16 protein-coding genes are annotated in these 20,513 nt (G+C 73.9%); 9 read left to right on the top strand and 7 right to left on the bottom strand.

Features of this window, described 5'->3' with window-relative positions:
* Positions 1-24: 24 nt before the first annotated feature.
* Positions 25-495 carry an Lrp/AsnC family transcriptional regulator gene (locus ACZ52J_RS03600; RefSeq protein ID WP_360498110.1) on the top strand — a complete coding sequence of 157 codons (471 nt, stop codon included), beginning with the start codon at positions 25-27 and terminating at the stop codon, positions 493-495.
* A gap of 190 nt (positions 496-685) precedes the next feature.
* Here ACZ52J_RS03600 and ACZ52J_RS03595 read toward each other — a convergent pair whose 3' ends face one another.
* Positions 686-1,270: a TetR/AcrR family transcriptional regulator gene (locus ACZ52J_RS03595; RefSeq protein ID WP_465615492.1), complete on the bottom strand. Its 585-nt coding sequence runs from the start codon at positions 1,268-1,270 to the stop codon at positions 686-688.
* 169 nt (positions 1,271-1,439) lie between these two features.
* Here ACZ52J_RS03595 and ACZ52J_RS03590 point away from each other — a divergent pair, with 169 nt between their 5' ends.
* The 3 genes from ACZ52J_RS03590 (at position 1,440) to ACZ52J_RS03580 (ending at position 6,209) form a co-directional block, all read left to right on the top strand.
* Complete coding sequence (locus tag ACZ52J_RS03590; protein WP_465615490.1) at positions 1,440-2,702, top strand: hypothetical protein; 1,263 nt, start codon at positions 1,440-1,442, stop codon at positions 2,700-2,702.
* Between the two features lie 168 nt (positions 2,703-2,870).
* Positions 2,871-4,571, top strand: coding sequence for a phenylacetic acid degradation protein PaaN (gene paaN / locus ACZ52J_RS03585; RefSeq protein WP_465615488.1), 1,701 nt, complete (start codon positions 2,871-2,873; stop codon positions 4,569-4,571).
* 147 nt (positions 4,572-4,718) lie between these two features.
* Positions 4,719-6,209: an FAD-dependent monooxygenase gene (locus tag ACZ52J_RS03580; protein ID WP_465615486.1), complete on the top strand. Its 1,491-nt coding sequence runs from the start codon at positions 4,719-4,721 to the stop codon at positions 6,207-6,209.
* Positions 6,210-6,325: 116 nt separating this feature from the next.
* Here ACZ52J_RS03580 and ACZ52J_RS03575 read toward each other — a convergent pair whose 3' ends face one another.
* Positions 6,326-6,892 (bottom strand): CGNR zinc finger domain-containing protein, encoded by a 567-nt coding sequence (locus ACZ52J_RS03575; protein ID WP_465615484.1) that lies wholly within the window; start codon positions 6,890-6,892, stop codon positions 6,326-6,328.
* Positions 6,893-7,148: 256 nt separating this feature from the next.
* Between ACZ52J_RS03575 and ACZ52J_RS03570 the strand changes: the two genes are divergently transcribed.
* The 5 genes from ACZ52J_RS03570 to ACZ52J_RS03550 all read left to right on the top strand — a co-directional run bounded on the left by ACZ52J_RS03570 (position 7,149) and on the right by ACZ52J_RS03550 (position 13,959).
* Positions 7,149-9,308, top strand: a complete 2,160-nt coding sequence (locus ACZ52J_RS03570; protein ID WP_465615482.1) for a S53 family peptidase — start codon at positions 7,149-7,151, stop codon at positions 9,306-9,308.
* Positions 9,309-9,646: 338 nt separating this feature from the next.
* The gene (locus tag ACZ52J_RS03565; protein WP_360498124.1) at positions 9,647-10,699 is read left to right on the top strand and encodes an XRE family transcriptional regulator; all 1,053 of its coding nucleotides are present in this window, start codon (positions 9,647-9,649) and stop codon (positions 10,697-10,699) included.
* 253 nt (positions 10,700-10,952) lie between these two features.
* Positions 10,953-11,423 carry a VOC family protein gene (locus ACZ52J_RS03560; protein WP_360498126.1) on the top strand — a complete coding sequence of 157 codons (471 nt, stop codon included), beginning with the start codon at positions 10,953-10,955 and terminating at the stop codon, positions 11,421-11,423.
* A gap of 48 nt (positions 11,424-11,471) precedes the next feature.
* Positions 11,472-12,383 (top strand): pyridoxamine 5'-phosphate oxidase family protein, encoded by a 912-nt coding sequence (locus tag ACZ52J_RS03555; RefSeq protein ID WP_465615480.1) that lies wholly within the window; start codon positions 11,472-11,474, stop codon positions 12,381-12,383.
* 223 nt (positions 12,384-12,606) lie between these two features.
* Positions 12,607-13,959, top strand: coding sequence for a peptidoglycan-binding protein (locus ACZ52J_RS03550; protein ID WP_465615478.1), 1,353 nt, complete (start codon positions 12,607-12,609; stop codon positions 13,957-13,959).
* Positions 13,960-14,056: 97 nt separating this feature from the next.
* Here the strand turns inward: ACZ52J_RS03550 and ACZ52J_RS03545 are convergent, their stop codons facing one another.
* The 5 genes from ACZ52J_RS03545 to ACZ52J_RS03525 form a co-directional block, all read right to left on the bottom strand.
* Positions 14,057-14,809, bottom strand: coding sequence for a TrmH family RNA methyltransferase (locus tag ACZ52J_RS03545; protein ID WP_360498131.1), 753 nt, complete (start codon positions 14,807-14,809; stop codon positions 14,057-14,059).
* Between the two features lie 35 nt (positions 14,810-14,844).
* The gene (locus ACZ52J_RS03540) at positions 14,845-16,959 is read right to left on the bottom strand and encodes an FUSC family protein (RefSeq protein WP_465615475.1); all 2,115 of its coding nucleotides are present in this window, start codon (positions 16,957-16,959) and stop codon (positions 14,845-14,847) included.
* A gap of 9 nt (positions 16,960-16,968) precedes the next feature.
* Positions 16,969-18,294: an HTTM domain-containing protein gene (locus tag ACZ52J_RS03535; protein ID WP_465615473.1), complete on the bottom strand. Its 1,326-nt coding sequence runs from the start codon at positions 18,292-18,294 to the stop codon at positions 16,969-16,971.
* Positions 18,291-18,953, bottom strand: coding sequence for a DUF5819 family protein (locus tag ACZ52J_RS03530; RefSeq protein ID WP_465615471.1), 663 nt, complete (start codon positions 18,951-18,953; stop codon positions 18,291-18,293). The genes ACZ52J_RS03535 and ACZ52J_RS03530 overlap by 4 nt, the downstream gene beginning before the upstream one ends.
* Before the next feature lie 130 nt (positions 18,954-19,083).
* Positions 19,084-20,346 (bottom strand): rhodanese-like domain-containing protein, encoded by a 1,263-nt coding sequence (locus ACZ52J_RS03525; RefSeq protein ID WP_465615469.1) that lies wholly within the window; start codon positions 20,344-20,346, stop codon positions 19,084-19,086.
* Between the last annotated feature and the right edge of the window lie 167 nt (positions 20,347-20,513).

The raw sequence follows: 20,513 nt of genomic DNA, 5'->3' as shown, positions 1-20,513 counted from the left end.
TCCAAACGGTGAGGGTGGGGGGTCATGTCGGCTGAACAGATGTCCAGGCTCGACCGGGTCGACCGGTCGATCCTGCGGCTACTGCAGCAGGACGGTCGCGCCTCGATCCGCTCGGTGGCCGAGCGGGTGCACGTGTCCCGGGCCAATGCGTACGCCCGGATCTCCAGGATGGTCGAGGACGGCATCATTCGCGGCTTCACGGCCAGGGTGGACCACGAACGGGCCGGCCAGGCCGCGTCCGCGTACCTCACCCTGAAGATCGTCCAGAACTCCTGGCGCACGGTCCGCGAGCAGCTGCTGGAGCTGCCCGGGGTGGCACACATCGCGCTGGTCGGCGGGGACTTCGACGTCCTGCTGCTGGTGCACACCGCCGACAACCGGGCCCTGCGGGAGCTCGTGCTCAACCGCATCCAGTCCATCCCCCAGGTGCTCGGCACCCGCACCATGCTGGTCTTCGAGGAGACCGACCAGGTCCCCCCGGATCCGGCGCTCTGATTTCTGCGCCCACTCGCCTCCGGGGCGCTCGGGCCCGGTGCCGACGGTCGGCGCTCCAATGCCCTTCGTTCCTCAGGGCTTCCTCGCTTCTCCCTTTCGGCACCGGCGCGCCCCTTCGGCTCGCGGGCGGGGGCTGGGGCGGGGAGCTGGAGCGTGGGCAGGGGTAGGGGCCGAGGTCGGGGGGCAGGGGCTACCGCGCCCGCAGCCCGTCGAAGGCCAGGTGCACCACTGCGTCCGCGACCCCGTCGGCGGACTTCAGCCCCGGCCGGTACCACTCCACGATCGAGTTGATCATCCCGAACAGCAGCCGAGTGGCCAGCCGCGGCTCCACGTCCGCGCGCAGCGAACCGTTCGCGACCGCCGCCCGCAGCAGCTCCGCGACCTGGTGGTCGAAGTCCCGCCGCCGCTCCAGCGCCCACAGCTCGGTGGCCGTGTTGCCGCGCACCCGCAGCAGCAGCGTCACGTACGGCAGCTCCGCCAGCAGCACCTCGGCGGTGCGCCGCACCACGTGCTCCAGCCGCTCCACCGCCGGGCCCTCGACCGCCGCCGGCTCGGCCAGGATCGCGAACAGCCCGTCCAGCGCCCGCCCGACGGCCAGCCGCAGCAGCTCCTCCTTGCCGCGGACGTGGTGGTAGATGGAGGACTTGGAGATCCCGGCCGCCCGGGACAGGTCCTCCATCGAGGTGCCGTCGTAACCGCGCTCGTTGAAGACGTCGACGGTCACCGCGAGCAGTGACTCCACGGTGTAGGCGGTGCGCGTGGTGTGATCGGCCATCCTCCGAGTATCCCCGGCCGCCCCGCGCGGTACGCGATCGGGTCGTCCCGCTCCGCACCGGCCCCGGCCGAAGGTTGGGGGAGCGTCGCCACGCAGGCGGGGGTTCGAAGGCAGGCCCTAGACTCTGCGGACGATCCGTCCACGTCCAGCAGGCTGGGGTCCACGGCTGATGAACGTAATACCGGCAGTCGCCTCCGACGTGCCCGAGCAGCGCAGCGGGGAGCCGGAGGACCCGCGCACCTGGCAGGAGCGCGGCCGCGCCCTGGTGATCCGCTTCGGCCCGGCCGTGTGGTGCTACGCGGTGCTGAAGCTGATCGGCTTCACCGTGTTCATGAAGCTGCTCTCCTTCGCCGGTGACTACGCCAAGAAGCCCGCCCGGTTCGGCGGCGGCGCCAACCCGTGGGACGTGCTGGCCAGCTGGGACGGCTGGTGGTACCAGCAGGTGGCCCAGTTCGGCTACCACCCGGCGCTGGTCGCGATCCCGGGGCCCGAGGGCTTCAACGTCGAGCAGAACTCGGCCGCCTTCTTCCCGCTCTACCCGGGCCTGATGCGGCTGACCTCGGACGTCACCGGCCTCGGCCTGTACGGCGCCGGGATGCTGGTGTCGGTGGTGGCCTCGCTGTTCGCCGCCGCCGGGATCTACGCCGTGGTGGAGAAGCTGTCCGGGGACGTCCGGGCGGGCGTGATTGCGGCCGGGATCTGGGCGATCGCCCCGGGCTCGGGGGCCGAGTGGGCGGTGTACTCGGACTCCACGTTCGTCGCGCTGGCCGCCTGGGCCTGCTACTTCGTGATGACCAAGCAGTGGGTCACGGCCGGGGTGGTCACCCTGGTCGCGGGGCTGAACCGGCCGACCGCGGCGGCGCTGATCGGCGCGGTGGGCCTGGCGGCGCTGGTCGAGCTGTACCGGCGGGAGAGCGGTGTGCTGCGCCCGCTGGCCGCGATGCTGCTGGCCCCGCTCGGTCTGCTCGGCTACGTCGGCTGGGTGGGCTGGCGGATGGGCGAGTGGGGCGGGTACTTCCGGCTGCAGCACGACGCCTGGCTGCACTACTTCGACGGGGGCCAGGGCACCTGGCACGCGATCCGCGGCGTGCTGCTGGGCCGCGGCGACTACCCGTTCGCGTTCCCGGTGCCGGATCTGCTGGCGACCCTGATCGTGCTCAGCCTGCCGGTGCTGATCGTGTTGATGATCCGGCTGCGCCCGCCGCTGGTGGTGACCGCCTACACGCTGGCCACGATCGTCTCGGTGCTGGGCAGCCTCGGCATCTTCGGCAACACCTCGCGCTACCTGCTGCCCGCGTTCCCGCTGTTCGTCGCGCCGGCGATCGGGATGCGCAAGCTGAGCTGGCCGGTGCTGGCCGCCGTGCTGGGTACCGGCGCGATCGCTTCGGGCTGGTACGGGGGGTACGTGCTGTTCGAGCTGGGTGTGCCGTAAACCGGCCCCGACCGACAGGCCGGTTCGTCCGGGCCCACGGAGGGCGCGTCCGCCACGGACGCGCCCTCCGTCCGTTCCGGCGGATTCCCACCGCTGCACCCTCTTGAGCCGACCGATCGTTCGGTTACTCTGTGACGTGTCCCGTCCTCCCCTCTGAGGAGCGCACAGATGTCCGCAGCGGTCACCCACCCCCTCGTCAGCGAGCTGGTCGAGCGCCACCAGGCCACCCTGGACGCCGCGCTCACCGCCGCCGCCAAGCGCGACTACTGGTCGCCCTACCCCGAGTTCCCGAAGGCGTACGGCGAGAGCGGCCCGGCGGACGGCAAGGCCGCCTTCGACGCCCTGCTCGGCAAGCCCTTCGCCCTCGAGGGCCACCCCACCGACGGCGACCAGGTCGGCGGCGAGGCCTCCCCGTACGGCGTCGAGCTGGGCATCACCTACCCGCACGCCGACCCGGACGGGCTGATCGCCGCGCTCTCCGCGGCCCGCCCCGGCTGGGCCGCCGCCTCCCCGCTGGAGCGCGCCGCCGTCTGCCTGGAGATCCTGCACCGGATCAACGCCCGCTCCCACGAGTTCGCCCAGGCCGTCATGCACACCACCGGCCAGGCCTACGGCATGGCCTTCCAGGCCGGCGGCCCGCACGCCCAGGACCGCGGTCTGGAGGCCGTCACCTACGCGTACGCCGAGCAGACCCGGCTGCCCCGGCAGGCCGGCTGGACCAAGCCCCAGGGCAAGCGCGAGCCGCTGGTGATGACCAAGGAGTTCACCGTCGTCCCGCGCGGCCTCGCGCTGCTGATCGGCTGCAACACCTTCCCCACCTGGAACGGCTACCCCGGCCTGTTCGCCTCGCTGGCCACCGGCAACCCGGTGCTGGTCAAGCCGCACCCGCGGGCCGTGCTGCCGCTCGCGCTGACCGTCCGGACCGCCCGCGAGGTGCTCGCCGAGGCCGGCTTCGACCCCAACCTGGTCTGCCTGGCCGCCGAGCACGAGGGCGGCACCGTCGCCGCGACCCTCGCGGTCCGCCCCGAGATCAAGATGATCGACTACACCGGCTCGACCACCTTCGGCGACTGGCTGGAGGAGAACGCCAAGCAGGCCCAGGTGTACACCGAGAAGGCCGGCGTCAACGCGGTCGTCATCGACTCCACCGACGACTACAAGGGCATGCTGGGCAACCTGGCCTTCGCGCTCTCGCTCTACAGCGGCCAGATGTGCACCACCCCGCAGAACGTCCTGATCCCGCGCGGTGGCATCGGCACCGACCAGGGCGACAAGACCTACGACGAGGTGGTCGCCGACCTGGCCGGCGCGATCGAGGGCCTGCTCTCCGACGACGCCCGCGCCGCCGCCATCCTCGGCGCCGTGGTCAACCCGGGCGTGCTGCAGCGCTCGGCCGCCGCGGCCGGCGGCGAGTACGGCGAGCTCGCCCTCGCCCCGCGCGCGGTGACCTCGCCGGAGTTCCCCGGCGCGACCCTCCGCACCCCCGCCCTGGTCAAGCTGAACGCCGACAAGCCGGACGACCGCTCGGTCTTCCGCAGCGAGTGCTTCGGCCCGGTCTCCTTCGCGGTCGCCGTCGAGTCCACCGCCGCCGGCATCGAACTGCTGCGCACCACCGTCCGCGAGAAGGGCGCCATGACGGCCTCCGGCTACACCACCTCCCCCGAGGTGGAGGCGCTGCTGGTCGAGGCCGCGCTGGACTCCGGTGTCTCGCTCTCCCTCAACCTGACCGGCGGCGTCTACCCCAACCAGACCGCCGCCTTCTCCGACCTGCACGGCACCGGCGCCAACCCGGCCGCCAACTCCGCCTACTGCGACGGCGCGTTCGTCGCCAACCGGTTCCGCACGGTGGAGATCCGCCGGCACAGCTGAGCGTTCGCACCGGCACCCGCCGGGCCCCGGCGGTCACCCACCGCCGGGGCCCGGCGGTTCACAGCTCCCGCCGGGCCAGCGATGATGGAGGCTGGGAGAACGCCGGGAACGGCGTCCAACCGCCCTCCGAACAACGGGAGCTGATACATGGCCGTGAAGCCGACGACCGAAACCGACGTCCTGATCGTCGGTGCCGGACCCACCGGGCTGCTGCTCGCCGGCGACCTCGCCGCCGCCGGCGTCGGCGTCACCGTGCTGGAGAAGCGGGCCGCCGAGTCCAACCTCACCCGGGCCTTCGCCGTGCACGCCCGCAGCCTGGAGCTGCTGGACGCCCGGGGCCTCGCCGAGGACCTCATCGCCACCGGCCGCCCGCTCGGCTCGCTGAAGATGTTCGACCGCTTCACCGTCGACCTCGGCTCGCTGCAGACCCGCTTCCCGTTCGTCCTGATCACCCCGCAGTACAACGTCGAACGGCTGCTCCTGGAGCGCGCGGAGAAGGCCGGCGCCACCCTGCTGCGCGGCGCCGAGGTCACCGGACTGCGCCAGGACGCCGACGGCGTGACCCTGGAGACCGCCGACGGCCGGACCCACCGCGCCGCGTACGCGGTCGGCACCGACGGCGTCCACTCCGCTGTCCGCGACCTGCTCGGCATCCCGTTCCCCGGCGAATCGGTGGTCGACTCCGTGGTGCTGGCCGACGTCCGGCTGGACCGCGAACCCGCCGAGGCGATCACCGTCGGCGCCAACGAGACCGGATTCGCCTTCCTCGCCCCGTTCGGCGACGGCTGGTTCCGGATGATCGCCTGGGACCGCAACGAGCGCTTCCCGGACGGCACCGCCCCCACGTCCGAGCAGCTCACCGCCCTCGCCCGGGCCATCCTCGGCGAGGACTACGGCCTGCAGGACGTGCGCTGGAGCTCGACCTTCCACAGCGACGAGCGCCAGGCCCCCAACTACCGCTCCGGCCGGGTCTTCCTGGCCGGCGACGCCGCCCACTGCCACTCCCCGGCCGGCGGCCAGGGCATGAACACCGGCCTCCAGGACGCCGCCAACCTCTCCTGGAAGCTCGCCGCCGCCCTCCGCGGGCAGGCCACCGACGCCCTGCTGGACACCTACCAGACCGAGCGGCACCCGGTCGGCAAGACGGTCCTGCGCACCTCCGGCGCGCTGATCCGGCTCGCCCTCGCCGAGTCCGCCCCCACCCGCGCCCTGCGCGGGGCGCTCACCGCGCTGGGCGGCCACCTCGACCTGGTCAGCGAGCGCGGCGCCCGGCTGGTCTCCGGCATCGGCATCTCCTACCCCGCGCCCAAGGACGCCCACCCGCAGGTCGGCAAGCGCGTCCCGGACCTGCGGCTGACCGCCCTCAGCCAGCCCGTCGAGGGCGGCCCGGCCGCGCCCGAGCGGCTCTACGAGGCGCTGCGCGCCGGAAGGTTCGTCCTCGTCAGCAACGACGAGCTGGCCGCCGCCGAGCCCTGGGCCGACCGCATGGTCTCCGCCGCCCCCGCCGACCCGCACGGCAAGCTGCGCGACACCGTCCTGCTGATCCGCCCGGACGGCTACGTCGCCTGGGGCGCCGTCGACCCCGGCCAGGGCGAACTGCGCGCCGCCCTCACCACCTGGCTCGGCACCCCGGCCTGACCCCCGGTCCGGGCGGGCGCGCACCTTCCTCCGCGCGCCCGCCCGGACCACGCCGTTCGAACGCCGGGGCCCCGCCGCCCGAACCCCGCCGCCCCGACCATTCGTTCGGTCGTCCGTTAACCCCGGGCCTTCACATAGTGCCGCGCCGCCTTCGCGCGATTCCCGCACACCGCCATCCGGCACCACCGCCGACGCCCGTTCTGTGAGGCGTCGAAGAAATGCAGAATGCACGCCTCGTGCGCGCACTGCTTCACCCGCGGCGCCCCCTGCCCGAGCAGCGTGAGGAAGTCGTCCGCGGCCAGCCAGGGCGCCAGCCACTCCGGCCGGTCGGCCTCGACCCGGTCCTCGGCCCCGCCCGGTCCGGCCGTCCGCCGGATCCGCCCGTGCGCCAGCACCGCGTCCAGCCCGTCCCGCGCCCCGGTGCTCAACTCGCCTTGCTCACGGGCGTCCTGGGCTGCCACCAGGATCGCCTCGCGGGCCTGCCGGATCGCCGCCAGGCCCGCGTCGTCGGCCTCGCAGCGGCCGCCCAGTCCGGCGGAGGAGAGCCAGATCCCGTACCCTTCGACCCCGGCGAGCAGGTCGTTGACGGGTATCCCGGCCCAGCGCGTGTTGAGCAGGTCGAGCGCGAGCGGCTCGCCGATCAGCGGTCGCGGGTCCCTCGGGTCTGCCATCACGTCAGTCATCGTTCTCCCTCGGCTCCACCCGATTCTACGTCCGTGCCGTGCACCGGGAATTGGTATGGACCGTCCCGTGAATTCCGGTCATTCACTGTATGGACTCCCGGAGTTTCCGGCCCTCCACACTTGACTGTTTTTTAGCAACGAATTGCTTGATCATGAACCACTTCGCACACCGGTTCTGTCATGTTCGAGCCAGCGTTCTCGACCCCGGAACGCCTGGCCCCTTGCCGGCCCCCACAGCCGGCCAGAGGAGGATCCGTTGCGCCCCCGTTCCCTTGCTCTCGCCGCCGCGATAGCCGTGCTTCCGCTGACCGCCGTCTCGCTCGGCGTCTCCGCCGCGCAGGCCGCCACCCCCAACGCCGCCCCGCGCGTCGCCCTGCCGAACACCGTCAACCCGGCGGTGGCCCACTCGGACAAGAAGGGCGACGTCCCGGCCGAGCAGCAGATCTCGGTGGCCGTCAGCCTGAAGCTGCGCAACGCCGACGCCCTGGACCGCTTCCTCACCGCGGTGGCCACCCCGGGAACCCCGGAGTTCGGCAAGTACCTGACGCCGGAGCAGTTCACCGCCCAGTTCGGCCCGACCCAGGCCGACGTCGCCCAGGTCAAGACCTACCTGGCCGCCCAGGGCCTGACCGTCTCCGACGTGAGCGCCAACCGCCAGGTCGTCAACGCCCACGGCACCGCCGCGCAGGTCTCGCAGGCCTTCGGCACGCACGAGAGCTCCTACGTCGACCCGCAGCTGCAGCGCGCCTTCTTCGCCAACGACGCCGCCGCCTCGATCCCGGCCGACCTGGCCGGCGTGGTGCAGGGCGTCAGCGGCCTGGACAACCACGCGGTGCGCAAGAACCGCCTGGCCACGCCGAACGCGATCGCCCCGAACGCCGCCACCGCCACCCCGAACGGCATGGCCCCGGCGCAGTACACCGGCGCGTACAACCTGAACAAGACCGGCGCCGACGGCACCGGCACGACCGTCGCCCTCTGGGAGTTCGACGGCTACAGCAAGACCAACCTGACCACCTACGACTCGCAGTACGGCCTGACCGGCCCGGCCGTCTCGACGGTCTCGGTCGACGGCGCCAACTACGACTCGAAGCCCGGCCAGGGCCAGGGCGAGGTCGAGCTGGACAGCGAGATCGTCCGCGGCGCGGCGCCCAAGGCCACCCAGCTGGTCTACGAGGCCCCGAACAGCGACCAGGGCGAGATCGACATGGCCAACAAGATCGTGGCCGACAACCGCGCCTCGGTCATCTCGATCTCCTGGGGCTCCTGCGAGCCGGACACCACCGCCGCCTCGATGACGGCCGTCGACAACGCCTTCAAGCAGGCCGCCGCCCAGGGCATCTCGATCTTCTCCGCCTCCGGTGACGACGGCTCGCGCGACTGCACCCGCTCCACCAGCGGCTCGACCGTCAAGGCGGTCGACTTCCCGGCGTCCAGCCCGCACCAGACCGGTGTCGGCGGCACCAACCTCAAGGTGAGCAGCAGCAACACCTACTCCTCGGAGAGCGCCTGGAGCACCGCCGGCGGCGGCGTCTCCACCGTGTTCAGCAAGCCGAGCTGGCAGACCGGCACCGGCGTCAGCGGCACCATGCGCACCGTCCCGGACGTCGCGTCCAACGCCGACCCGCAGAGCGGCTTCGCGATCTACACGGCCGGCGGCTGGCAGGTCTACGGCGGCACCAGCGCGGCCGCGCCGCTCTGGTCGGGCTACGCGGCCCAGTTCAACCAGAAGGCCAAGGCCGCCGGGCAGCCGGCCCTCGGCGAGGCGAGCCCGCGGCTGTACACGGTCGCGAACAGCAGCAGCTCCGGCAGCGTCTTCCACGACGTGTCCACCGGCTCCAACCAGGACTTCCCCGCCAAGGCCGGCTACGACCAGGTCACCGGCTGGGGCTCCCCGGTCGCCGACGCGCTGACCACCGCCCTGCTCGGCGGCGGCGGCACCACCACCCCGCCCGGCGGCTGCACCGCCACCCAGCTGGTCGGCAACGGCGGCTTCGAGACCGGCACCGCCGCCCCGTGGACCACCTCCAGCGGCGTGGTCGACAACAGCTCCTCCCAGGCCGCCCACGCAGGCAGCTGGAAGGCCTGGATGGACGGCTACGGCTCGTCCCACACCGACACCGTGTCGCAGACCGTCTCGATCCCGGCCGGCTGCGCCTCCGCGAAGCTGACCTTCTGGCTGCACATCGACACCGCGGAGACCGGCTCCACCGCGTACGACAAGCTGACCGTCCAGGCCAACAGCACCACGCTGGCGACGTACTCCAACGCGAACGCCGCCGCCGGCTACGTGCAGCGCACCCTGGACCTGACCTCCTTCGCCGGCCAGACCGTGACCATCACGTTCACCGGCACCGAGGACTCCTCCCAGCAGACCAGCTTCGTGCTGGACGACGTCGCACTGAACATCAGCTGATCACCCACCGGTAGCGCTCGGTAACCCCGGGTCGCGCCGAGCACCACATCGATACCCCCGCCGGGGCGGCGCCGAGAGGGCCCGCCCCGGCGGTGTCACGTCCGGCCGGCAGGCCCCGCCTCGGCCCCGGGGCCGGGCCCCGGTAAGCGCCGTGTTTCCGGACTGTTTCAAGATCGATAACCATCCGGTTGACCTGCCGTGACCACTGTCATACGCACGACTGATGACGTAGCCTCTCGACCGTGCATAGGGTTCCCCAAAGCTCGGTGAAGTCGCTGGCGGCGCGCCCCGGCGTCGGTCCGGTCCCACCGAACTCACCTGGTGGGGAGGGTCACCGTATGGCCGCACAGCAACCTCAGGACGCCGCGCGGCTGCGGCTGGTCGGGTCGCACGCAGAGCGCCCCGAGCCGCCCGCACCCGCGCCGACCGCGCCACCGACGCCGGCCACCACGCCGACGCCGGCCGTGCCGCCGACGCCGTCCCCCGGCCGGCTCGCCCCGGTCGGCGGCTTCGCGGACACCCTGCACCTGGCCATCGAGGCCAGCGGTCTCAGCCTGGACCGGATCCGCGCAGCCCTCGCCCAACGCGGCGTCAGAGTCAGCGTCACGACGCTGAGTTACTGGCGACGCGGCCGCAGCCAGCCCGAGCGGGCCAGCTCGCTGCGCGCCGTCCACCTGCTGGAAGAGCTGCTCGGGCTGCCGCACAGCGCGCTCTCCTCGCTGCTCGGCCCGCCCCGCCCGCGCGGCCGCTGGGCCGCCACGGCCAACACCCTGCACCTCGGGCTGGAGGACGTCTGGCCGGGCGAGCAGGAGATCTCCTCGATCTTCGCCGAGCTGGACGCCCCGCCGGCCGGCGAACTGGAGCGCCTGAGCATCCACGACTCGTACTACGTGGACGCCGAGCGGCGGGCCAACCTGCTGCGGATGCGCCAGGTGGTGCGCGCCACCGTCGGCGGCGTCGGCCGCTGCCTGGTCGTGCACAAGGCCGACGAGGAGGCCACCGGCTGCCCGGAGATCACCTCGGTGCGGCACGGCCGGCTGGGCCGGGTCCGCCGCCGCCCGGAGGTCGGGCTGACCGTCGCCGAGCTGATGCTGGACCGCCCGCTCGGCCTCGGCGACAGCACGGTCTTCGAGTACGAGGTGGAGATCCCACCCGGCGGCCCGACGCTGGAGTACAGCCGCCGCTTCGCCACCCAGGTGCGCGAGTACGTGCTCCAGGTGCACTTCGACCCGGCCGCCGTCCCGGCGCACTGCGAGCGCTACGACCGCGAGCCGGGCGCCGACGTCGACCACCGCCGCGAGCAGCTGTGGATCGGCGCCTCGGCGAGCGCCCACGTCCTGGCCCCGGACCAGCAGCCGGGCCACATCGGCATCCGGTGGGAGTGGGCGTAGCCCGGCCCACCTCCAAGCCCCCACCTCCAAGCCCCCCACCTCCAAGCCCCCCACCTCCAAGCCCCCCACCTTCCGCCTTCCCGAGCCCCGTCGGACCGTCAGGTCCGGCGGGTTTTTCGCTTTCCCGCCCCCACAGGCCTAACCACTTCAACACCACGCACCGGTTGACGGATCATCACCTAACTCCTACTCTCATTAATACCGGTTAGGCATGAGCCCCGCCGGAAGCCCCAGCCTCCGGGAGTGACCAGGCATGTCCAGCACCACCCTGCTCCGCACCCTGCAGACCGGCCACGTGGGCCTGAACGTCACCGACCTGGCCCGCTCGATCGACTTCTACCGCGCGGTCCTCGGCCTCCAGGTCACCCACGAGGGCACCGACCCCGAGCGCCGCTTCGCCCTGCTCGGCCGTGACGGCCGCCTGGTGGTGACCCTCTGGCAGCAGAGCGCCGGCACCTTCGCCACCGCGAACCCCGGCCTGCACCACCTCTCCTTCGAGGTCGAGAGCCTCGACGAGGTCCGCGCCACCGAACGGCTGCTGCGCGAACTCGGCGCCGAGTTCGCCTACGACGGCGTCGTCCCGCACAACGAGGGCTCGGCCTCCGGCGGCATCTTCTTCACCGACCCGGACGGCATCCGGCTGGAGGTCTACACCCGCACCGGCGTGGACGAGACCGAGGCCGCCGCACCCACCACCGGCGCCCCGACCTGCGGCTTCTTCTAGACCACCACTGTCCGACCGAGTCCGACCAGCCCCCGGGAGGAGCCGACCATGACCACCATCAGCACGCCGTACCACGCCGGCGAGCGGGCCGCCCAGGCCCGGGCCGGCCGGACCGAGCGGGCCGACCACGCCGGCCGGTCGATCCGCAGCACCATCCCGGCGGTCGCCGCCCGCTTCCTGACCGAGCGGCGGATGCTGGTCGTCGGCGCCGCCGACCCGGAGGGCCGAATCTGGGCCACCCAGCTGGCCGGCCCGGCCGGCTTCCTGCGGGCGGCGGACGAGCGGACGATGTCGGTCGCCGCCCGTCCGGCCGAGGCCGACCCGCTGGCCGAGGCCCTGGACCGCCCGGCCAGGGTCGGCACCATCGCCCTGGACCCGGCCGGCCGGCGCCGGATGCGGCTCAACGGCGGCTCCGTCCCGGACGGCCGGGGCGGGCTGCTGGTCGGCGCCGACGAGGTGGTCTCCAACTGCCCGAAGTACATCCAGCGCCGCACCCCGCTGGACCGCCCGGCCGCGGGCCCGCCCCGGACGGTCGCCGCGGGCCCGCGGCTGACCACCGCACAGCGCCTCCTCGCGGCCACCTCGGACACCTTCTTCATCGCCACCACCGGGCCGGACGGCAGCGTCGACGCCTCCCACCGCGGCGGCTTCCCCGGCTTCCTGGAGGCGGTGGCCCCGGACCGGCTGCGCTGGCCGGAGTACCCCGGCAACAGCATGTTCATGACCCTCGGTAACCTGGAGCTGGACCCGCGGGCCGGCCTGCTGCTGCCCGACTGGGAGACCGGCGGGGCACTGCTGGTCACCGGTGAGGCCCGCACCGACTGGTCGCAGGAGGCCCGGCAGGCCGCCCCCGGCGCCGAGCGGATGGTCGAGCTGGCCGTCACCGGCGTGGTCGAACTCGCCGACGCCACCCCGCTGACCTGGACCGACCCCGAGTACTCGCCCGCCATCCCGCGCTGATCCCGCCTCAGGTTCGCACCGGCACTACCGGCTGCCGCCCTTCCGCGCCACGCCCGGGAGCCGAACGGCTGTCACCCGCGCAGCTCAATCCGCCGCGCCGCACTCCGTCCGTTTTGGGACTTTGGTCCCGATAACACGCGGAGCCGGCCCGGGAAGGCCAGTCCTGTCACGCCATCAGTCCGTCAGGCCGTGACCGGGAAGGACCGCAGGAAAGAGGCGGAGCATGACCGTTACCGACCCCCTGTCCCCGCTCATCGAGTTCGACGAGGTCGAACCGGAGGAGGACTGCATATGCGGGGGCTGCCGTGCCCGCCGCCGCGCCCGGCTGCACGCGGCGCCGGTCCACGAGGGCGGACACGCCGCGGCCCGCAGCATCCGCCGCCGGGCCGCCGTGCTGATGGCCGCCGTCGGCACCGCGATCGGCGGCGGAACGGCCGCCGCCGGCTCGGCCGCGGCGGCCCCCGCCCCCGGCCCCACCCCGGGCGGCAGCAGCACCGCCCAGCCCCCGCAGACCCCCCAGGGTGAGGTCACCGGCCCCTACGGCCAGGCCGCCGACACCGACGACCGCGCCTACGCCACCCCCGGCGCCGCCCAGCCGCTCAGCCGGGCCCAGGTCATCCGGCGCGCGCAGAGCTGGGTCGACCAGCGCGTGCCGTACAGCATGAGCCGCTACTGGTCGGACGGCTACCGCCAGGACTGCTCCGGCTTCGTCTCGATGGCCTGGGGCCTCGGCAGCAGCCAGACCACCTGGACCCTGCCGGACGTCGCCGAACGGATCGGCAAGAACGACCTCCAGCCCGGCGACGTCCTGATCTACAACAACCCGGCCAACCCGCAGGCCGGCTCACACGTGACGATCTTCGGCGGATGGACGGACTCCTCCCGCACCAAGTACGTCGCCTACGAGCAGACCTCCCCCGGCACCAGGAAGCGCTCCACCCCGTACGCGTACTGGAACAACTCCGGCTCCTATGTCCCGTACCGCTACACCGGCCCGTCCGGCGGCAGCACCGACGGCGCCGGCAACGACGGCAGCTCCGCGACCGCCTTCCCCGGCGCCGACAAGTTCGGCCCCGGCGCCGACAACGCGTACGTCACCAAGCTCGGCCGGCTGCTGGTGCAGCGCGGCGGCGCCCGCTTCTACACCGAGGGCCCCGGACCGCGCTGGGGCGAGGCCGACCGCAAGGCCACCCAGGCCTTCCAGCTCGCCCAGGGCTGGCGCGGCAGCGAGGCCGACGGCATCCCCGGCAAGGGCACCTGGGACTACCTGGTCAACGGCAAGGGCCGCAACATCGACGGCGGCACCCCGCTGTCCCCGCCACCACCCGTCACCGGGGCACCCGCCTTCCCCGGCACCGACACGTTCGGCCCCGACACCGACAACGCGTACGTCAAGAATCTCGGCGAGCAGCTGGTCCTCAAGGGCTTCGGCGGGTCGTACGCCGTCGGCCCGGGCCCGCACTGGAGCGAGAGCGACCGGCGGGCCGTCCAGGCCTTCCAGCTCGCCCAGGGCCGGCGCGGCGCCGAGGCCGACGGCTACCCGGGCCCGGACACCTGGCGCCGGCTCTTCTCCTGACGCCCCGATCGCCCTGATCGCCCTGAGCACCCCTGAGCACCCCTGAGCGTCCCTGACCGTCCCGCCGACGCACGGTGCCCGACCCCGGCGCCGCGCCTCAGCGCTTCCCGGACATCCAGTGGAACAGGCCCATCGCGACGCTGGTCGCCAGGTTGAAGCTGGACACCCCCGGCTGCATCGGCACCGCCACCAGCTGGTCGGCGCGCGCCTTGAGCTCCGCCGACACGCCGTGCCGCTCGGTGCCGAAGGCGAGCAGCGCGTCGTCCGGGAACGGCAGGTCCCGGATGTCCGCGCCCTCCGGGTCCAGGACGTACAGCGGCCCGGCGGGCAGCTGCGGCAGGGTCAGCCGCTCGACGGCGGTGGCGAAGTGCAGGCCCGCGCTGCCTCGCAGCACCGTCGGGTGCCACGGGTCCAGGTCACCGGTGGTCACCACCCCGGTGGCGCCGAACCCGGCCGCCAGCCGGATCACCGCCCCGACGTTGCCCAGGTTGCGCGGGTTCTCCAGCAGCACCACCGGCGCCCGGCGCGGCCGCTCGGCCAGGGCCGCCAGGTTGGCCTCGGGGGAGGGCCGCACGGCCAGCGCGATCACCCCGGTCGGGTGCGGCCGGGGCGCCAGCGTCCGCAGCACCGCCTCCGGCAGCTCCACCGCGAGCCCGTCCAGCGCCGGAACCACGTCCCCGGCCAGCTCGGCGGCCAGCGCCAGCAACGCGACCCGGTCGGCGGTCACCACCCGCCGGACGTCACCGCCGAAGCGCAGCGCGTGCTTCAAGGCGTGGAACCCGTCCAGCAGCACCGCCCCCGGCTCCCGCTCGGCCACCCGCCACGCCCGCACCAGCTCGTCGTCACCCATACCGCCCACTCTCCCACCCTCCCGAGAGCCCCCGTCTAACGAGCCTCCGCGCTCCCCCGCAGGGCCCGTTCCAGATCCCGCAGCGCCTGCCCCACCAGCCGCGTCCCCGCCCGCACCACGTCCCGTTGCACCCCCGCCGGCGCCTCCGCCAGCCGTTCCTCCAACCGCGCCTGGGCGTCCCGCATCGCCCCGAACTCCACCGGTCGCCCCGTGAGCAGCGCCCCCGCCGCGAGCGCCGTGGCCAGCCGCAGCTCCTCCGCGTAGTCCCCCGTCCCCGCGACCGGTTCGGCGTCCGCCGCCGGCAGGTGGGCCTCCAGCAGCACCGCCGCCCGCCCGAGGTGGCCGACCGCCGCCCGGGCCCGGTCGATCTGGCGCCGGCTCACCCCGGTCAGCCCGGACTCGTGGCGCCCCGGTTCGGCGTCGGCCCGCTGCATCGCCTGGACCAGTTCGGACCGGGCTTCCCGCGAGTCCAGCAGCGCGCTCCGTACGGCCCGTCCGCGCGGCGCGGCCGGCTTCTCGTAGCAGGCGATCACCGCCCCCGCGTAGCGCCCGGCCCCGGCCAGCCATTCGGCGAGCCGTTCCCCGAGGCGGGCGGTCTGCCAGGTCGGGAACAGCGCGTACGTGAGGAGTGCGAGGGACCCGCCGAGCAGGGTGAGCCCGACCCGTTCGACGGCGGTCACCAGCGGGTCGCCCGCCTGCAGTCCGAGCAGGAACACCACGTAGGTCGAGATGCCGACCGTGGTCAGCGCGTACCCGGTCCGGAAGGCGAGGTAGGCCCCGCCGATGCAGAGCACGGCGAGCGCGGCCAGCACCCATTCGCCGGGGTGGGCGAGCTGCACCACCAGGGTGGAGACGGCGACCCCGACGACCGTCCCGGCGAGCCGGGCGACGCCCCGGCTGTAGGTCTGCGCGAAGTCCGGCCGCATCACCATCGCGGCGGTCATCGGCGCCCAGTACCCGTGGTGGAACCCGGCGAGCCGGGCCAGCAGGTAGGCGACGGTGACCACCCCGGTGAGCCGGACGGCGTGCTGGAAGATCGCCGAGCGGGGCTGCAGCTGGCGGCGGACGGCCCGCAGCGCGACCGGCAGCATCCGGACGATCGACGGCTTGTGCAGCGCCCCGCCGGCCCCGACCACGGGCGTGGTGATGGTGTCCTCGTCGCTGCGGTCGAGGGTGTCCGCGGCCTTGCGCAGCAGCCCGCCGAGCCGTCGGGCGGAGCGCCGGGCGGCGCCCTGCAGCCGGGGTCCGTCGTCGTCGGGCCGGACCAGGGTGAGCGAGGGCGCGGACCGGGGGAGCCGGACCGGGTCGCCGGTGCGGATCGCCCGGGCGAGGGAGTCCATGGCGTCGGCGGAGGCGGCCAGCACCTCCCGGGCCCGGTCGCGTTCCGGTCCTTCCTCGGGGGCGCCGACCTTGGGGTCGGCGAGCGCGGCGAGGGTGGGCCGGATCCGTTCGGCGATGCCGCGCAGGCCCCGCAGTTCGGGCGGCCGGTGGCGGTCCTGCCAGGGGGTGAGGGCGGCCGCGTGCCGGGCGGTCATGAACGGCTCCGGGTCCACGTGCGCGGTGGGGTCCTGCCGCAATCGGCGGGCGTAGTCGGCGAGTTCGGCGTAGGTGTCGGCGAGGGCGTCGCGTTGGGCGGTCCAACTGCCGATCGGCCAGAGGGTGATGACGGCGGCCTGGGCGACTCCGCCGAGGGCGGCGACCAGCCCGTGGCCGAGCGCGGCGGTGGCGCTGACGGGCAGCTGCACGACGATCAGCATCACCGAGACGGTGTTGGTCGCGACCACCCCGGCGGTGGGTCCGATCGCCCAGGCGAGCCCGGCGCCGAAGGCCCACACCGCGAGCAGGACGGGGAACAGGCCGGGGACCCCGGCGGCCAGGTAGCCGAGGAAGGTGCTGATCCCGAGTCCGGCTCCGGCAGCGACGGCGAGGCTGGCCCGGGGGCGGAAGCTGCGCTGGAAGGTGGCCGAGCCGGCGATGAACGCGCCCATCGCGGCCGAGGTGGCGAGGGCGACTCCGCCGAGTGCGAGCGTCGGGAAGAGCACCAGCGCCACGGCGACCGCCCCGCGCACGGCCCGCTTGGGGTCGGTGAGCGCCCGGTCCAGGGTGAGTCCGGTCCGCGCGGTGTCACGAAGCGCAGCGAACCAGGACATACCGACATCCTAGGGTGCGGGCTCCCGCCGGATCCGACGGGTCCGGATCCGGCTCACTCGCGCCGCCGTCCACAGCAGTGCGCCGGTCGGCAGGAACACCGCGTCCGCCGCGATCATCGCGAGCGAGAACACCGGCAGCCCGAGCACCACCGCGATCCCCGCGTGCTCCAGCATCATGACGGCCAGCAGCACGTTCTTGACCCGCCGGTTGAGCAGCGTGAACGGGAAGGCGACCTGCACGATCACGGTGCCGTACGAGATCAGGAAGACCGGCAGCAGCGCCGAGCCGACCAGCGCGGACAGCCCGGGCCAGGGGGCGAAGTAGTCCAGGTGCAGCGGGTAGTAGAGCGCGGTGCCGTCCTGCCAGCGCGTGCCCTGCACCTTGTACCAGCCGGCCGTGGCGTAGATCAGCACCACCTCGACGGCGATCACCAGCATCGCGCAGTTGTGCACCATGGTGGCCAGCGCGTCGAGCAGGGCCCGCGGCTCGCCGTCCGGCCGCAGCCGCCCGAGCGTCCACCAGGTCCCGGCAACCGCCCAGAGTCCCCAGAACAGCGGCGACCAGCCGAGGTGGGGGAAGGTCCGGCTGGTCCAGGTCAGGCTCTCGCCGGAGAAGCCGCCGAACTGACAGGCCGCCAGGGCCGCCCCGAGGACGGCCCAGAGCGCCACGCCGGTCCACCCGGACCACCCGCCGGACCGCCCGGTCCGCGCCCGCCGGGCGTCCAGCGACCAGACCTCGGCGCAGCGGGTGAAGACCAGGTAGACCGCCATCAGGTGGACGACGTTGTCGCCGCCGTCGCCGAGGAAGACGTCGCGGTTCTGCAGCGACAGCACGGTGACCAGGAACAGCACGGTGCTCGCCCTGGTGCGCCAGCCCAGCAGCACGGCGAGGGCCGCCAGCACCGCCAGGTGGTAGACCAGTTCGAACCAGGGCCGGCCGCCGAACCAGGGCAGCACGGTGAACGCCCCGTCATCGCCCAGCAACCGCTCGGCCAGCTCCATCGACCAGGGGGAGCGGTCGCCGTACAGCACCCGCCGGTTGGGCCACTCGCGCAGCAGGTAGGCGAGCCAGACCAGTCCGAACCCGATCCGCACCACCGCGGCCTGGTGCCGTCCGAGCACCCGTCCGGTGAAGGCCTCGACGGCCCGTCCGAGCAGCTCGGCCGCCCCCGGCCCGCGCGGCGCCGGCGCGTGCGGCTGCCCGGCACCGGCCTGTCGGGGGATACCGTCCGCCGGTACGACTCCGTCCGACGGCGCCTCCCGCTCCGACGGCACCTCCCCGTCCGACGGCACCGCCGCGTCCGGCCGGGGATCCCGCGCCGACACCTCGTTCATCCGAGCAGCCCCCGGTAGTCCTCGTCCGCCACCGGCCACCACGGCAGCTCCCGCACCTTGGGCGCCGGCGGCGCGGCCTCACCGTTCCAGGCCGGCGGCGGGACGGTGGCGGTGGTCACCCGGAACCGGATCTCCAGGATCCGCTCGCCGTCCGCCTCCCGGCCGATCCGCTGCAGCGCGATCCGCTTCAGGTACTGCTCGGCGAGCTTGCCGCGCGCGTTGGTCGGCGCCTCGTCCTGCGGGTTGTGCGAGCTGTCGTAGAAGTCCCAGGCCCGGCGCAGCAGGTTCTGGTCGACGTGGCTGGGCGCCGGGTTGCCCCGTATCGCGGCGATGTCCCGCGCGGTCAGCCCGGTCCAGTCGCGGGTGGTGGTCGTCCCGCCGGCCGCGACGGTCCGTACCTGGGCGTCCAGGCTGACGTTCTGCTGCAGGGGGTTGGGCGCGAAGAGCTTCCAGTTCTGCTCGAACTCCGGGTACACCACGCCGTCGATCGCGTTCCGGTACTGCCGGGACAGCGAGTTGGCGGGCGCGACGTGCAGGAACACCGCGGCGAGGAACAGCCCGGTGCCGCCGATCAGTGCCACCCCGGCGAGGCCGAGGACGAGCTGCGCGGGCCTCGACCAGGCCCGCCCCCGGGCCGGCCGGTCCATCGTCTCCGTCATGGCCTCCCCAGCCCGGTCGGCGGGCGGCGCCCGGCCCGGTACCGGCGCACTCGCGCGCCCATCCTGCCCTACCGGGCGACCGGCCCGGGAGGACGGGAGGACGGGAGGCCTCCTCGGAAGCTCCGGCGCCTCAGAGGACGAAGGCGTCCTGGCCGGTGCTGCTCACCATCGGACGGCCGGCGCCCTCCCAGGCGTACATCCCGCCGTCCACGTTCACCGCGTCACGGCCCTGCTGCACCAGGTACTGGACGACCTGCGCGGAGCGGCCGCCGACCCGGCAGAGCACGTACAGCTTCCCGTCGGGCAGCTCGTCGAGCCGGCCGATCACCTGGCCCAGCGGGATGTGCAGTGCGCCGTCCACGTGGCCGGCGTCCCACTCGTCCTGCTCGCGGACGTCCAGCAGGACGGCGTCGGCGGGCACGGCGGCGGCTTCGGCGGTGGGGATCTGCGCGAACATCGTGTGGCTCTCCTGAGGGGGGTACCTCCCGGCCGAAGGCTGGGGGTCGGTCGGGTCCGTGCCATTGTCGCCCACCGGCGCCGGGCCGTGGCTCTCCACCGGGCCGTGGTCCTCCGCCGCCGGGCCGTGGCCGCCGAGCAGCCGCTCCAGCTCGGCCTGCCGGTCGGCGGCCTTGGCCAGCAGTTCCTCGGCGAGCTGCTCGAGCAGCCGGTCCGGGTCCTGCGGGGCGAGGGCGAGCAGCTCGCCCATCGGGGTCTGCTCCAGCCGGACCTGCTCGGTGGCGGTCTCGGCGATCTTGGCGGTCAGCCAGTCCAGCCGGCGGCGCAGCCAGTCCGACCGGTCGGCGGAGTCGAGGGCGGGCGCGGCCTCCGGCGCGGTGGACCACTCGGCGGCCAGGCCCTCCAGCGCGGCGGCGTCCCCGAACGCGTAGGCCTCGTTGACCCGGGCCAGGAAGGCGGCCCGGCGCTGCTGCTCGGCCGGGTCGGTGGTGAGGTCGGGGTGGGCGCGGCGGACCAGCTCGCGGTAGATCCGCTGGGCGTCCTTGCCGGGCCGCACCCGGCTCGGCGCGGCGGGCGGCGGCGGGGCCGCCTCCTCCCCCTGGCCGGACTGCTCCCGCTGCTCCTGCACGGAGTCGAACAGCGCGTCCAGGTCCGGCAGTTCCTCGACCTGCTGCCGTGCCTCGGCGGCCCGGCGCTGGTCCTCGGGCAGTCCGGTGCGGGCCGCGATGGCCTCGGCGACCAGCGCGTCCAGCTCGTCCAGCCGGGCGTAGAGCGGGCCGAGCAGCTGGTGGTGGATCAGGGCGAAGTTGTCGATCTCGACCCGCAGCGTCTGGACGTCCACGTCCATGCTGAGCCAGGCGAGCTCGGCGGCGGCGACCCGCTCCTCCAGCTCCTGCTGCTCCGGGTCCGTCCAGCGGGCGGGGCTCTGCGCGCTCACTTCTCGCCTCTGTCTCGTCCGGCCGGCTGCGTCCTGCGGGTCCGCCGCACGGGCGGTCCGGCCTGCCACCCTACCGCCGCGCGCGAAAGCCCCGTCCGGGTGAACCGGAGGTACGGACCGGCGCGCGCCGCACGACACGCAACCGATACTGATGAATCTCCCCGTTT

The organism is Kitasatospora sp. NPDC034035 (genome assembly GCF_055575755.1).
The sequence above is the reverse complement of the archived record's forward strand: the minus strand, read 5'-3'. Positions and strand labels throughout refer to the sequence as shown.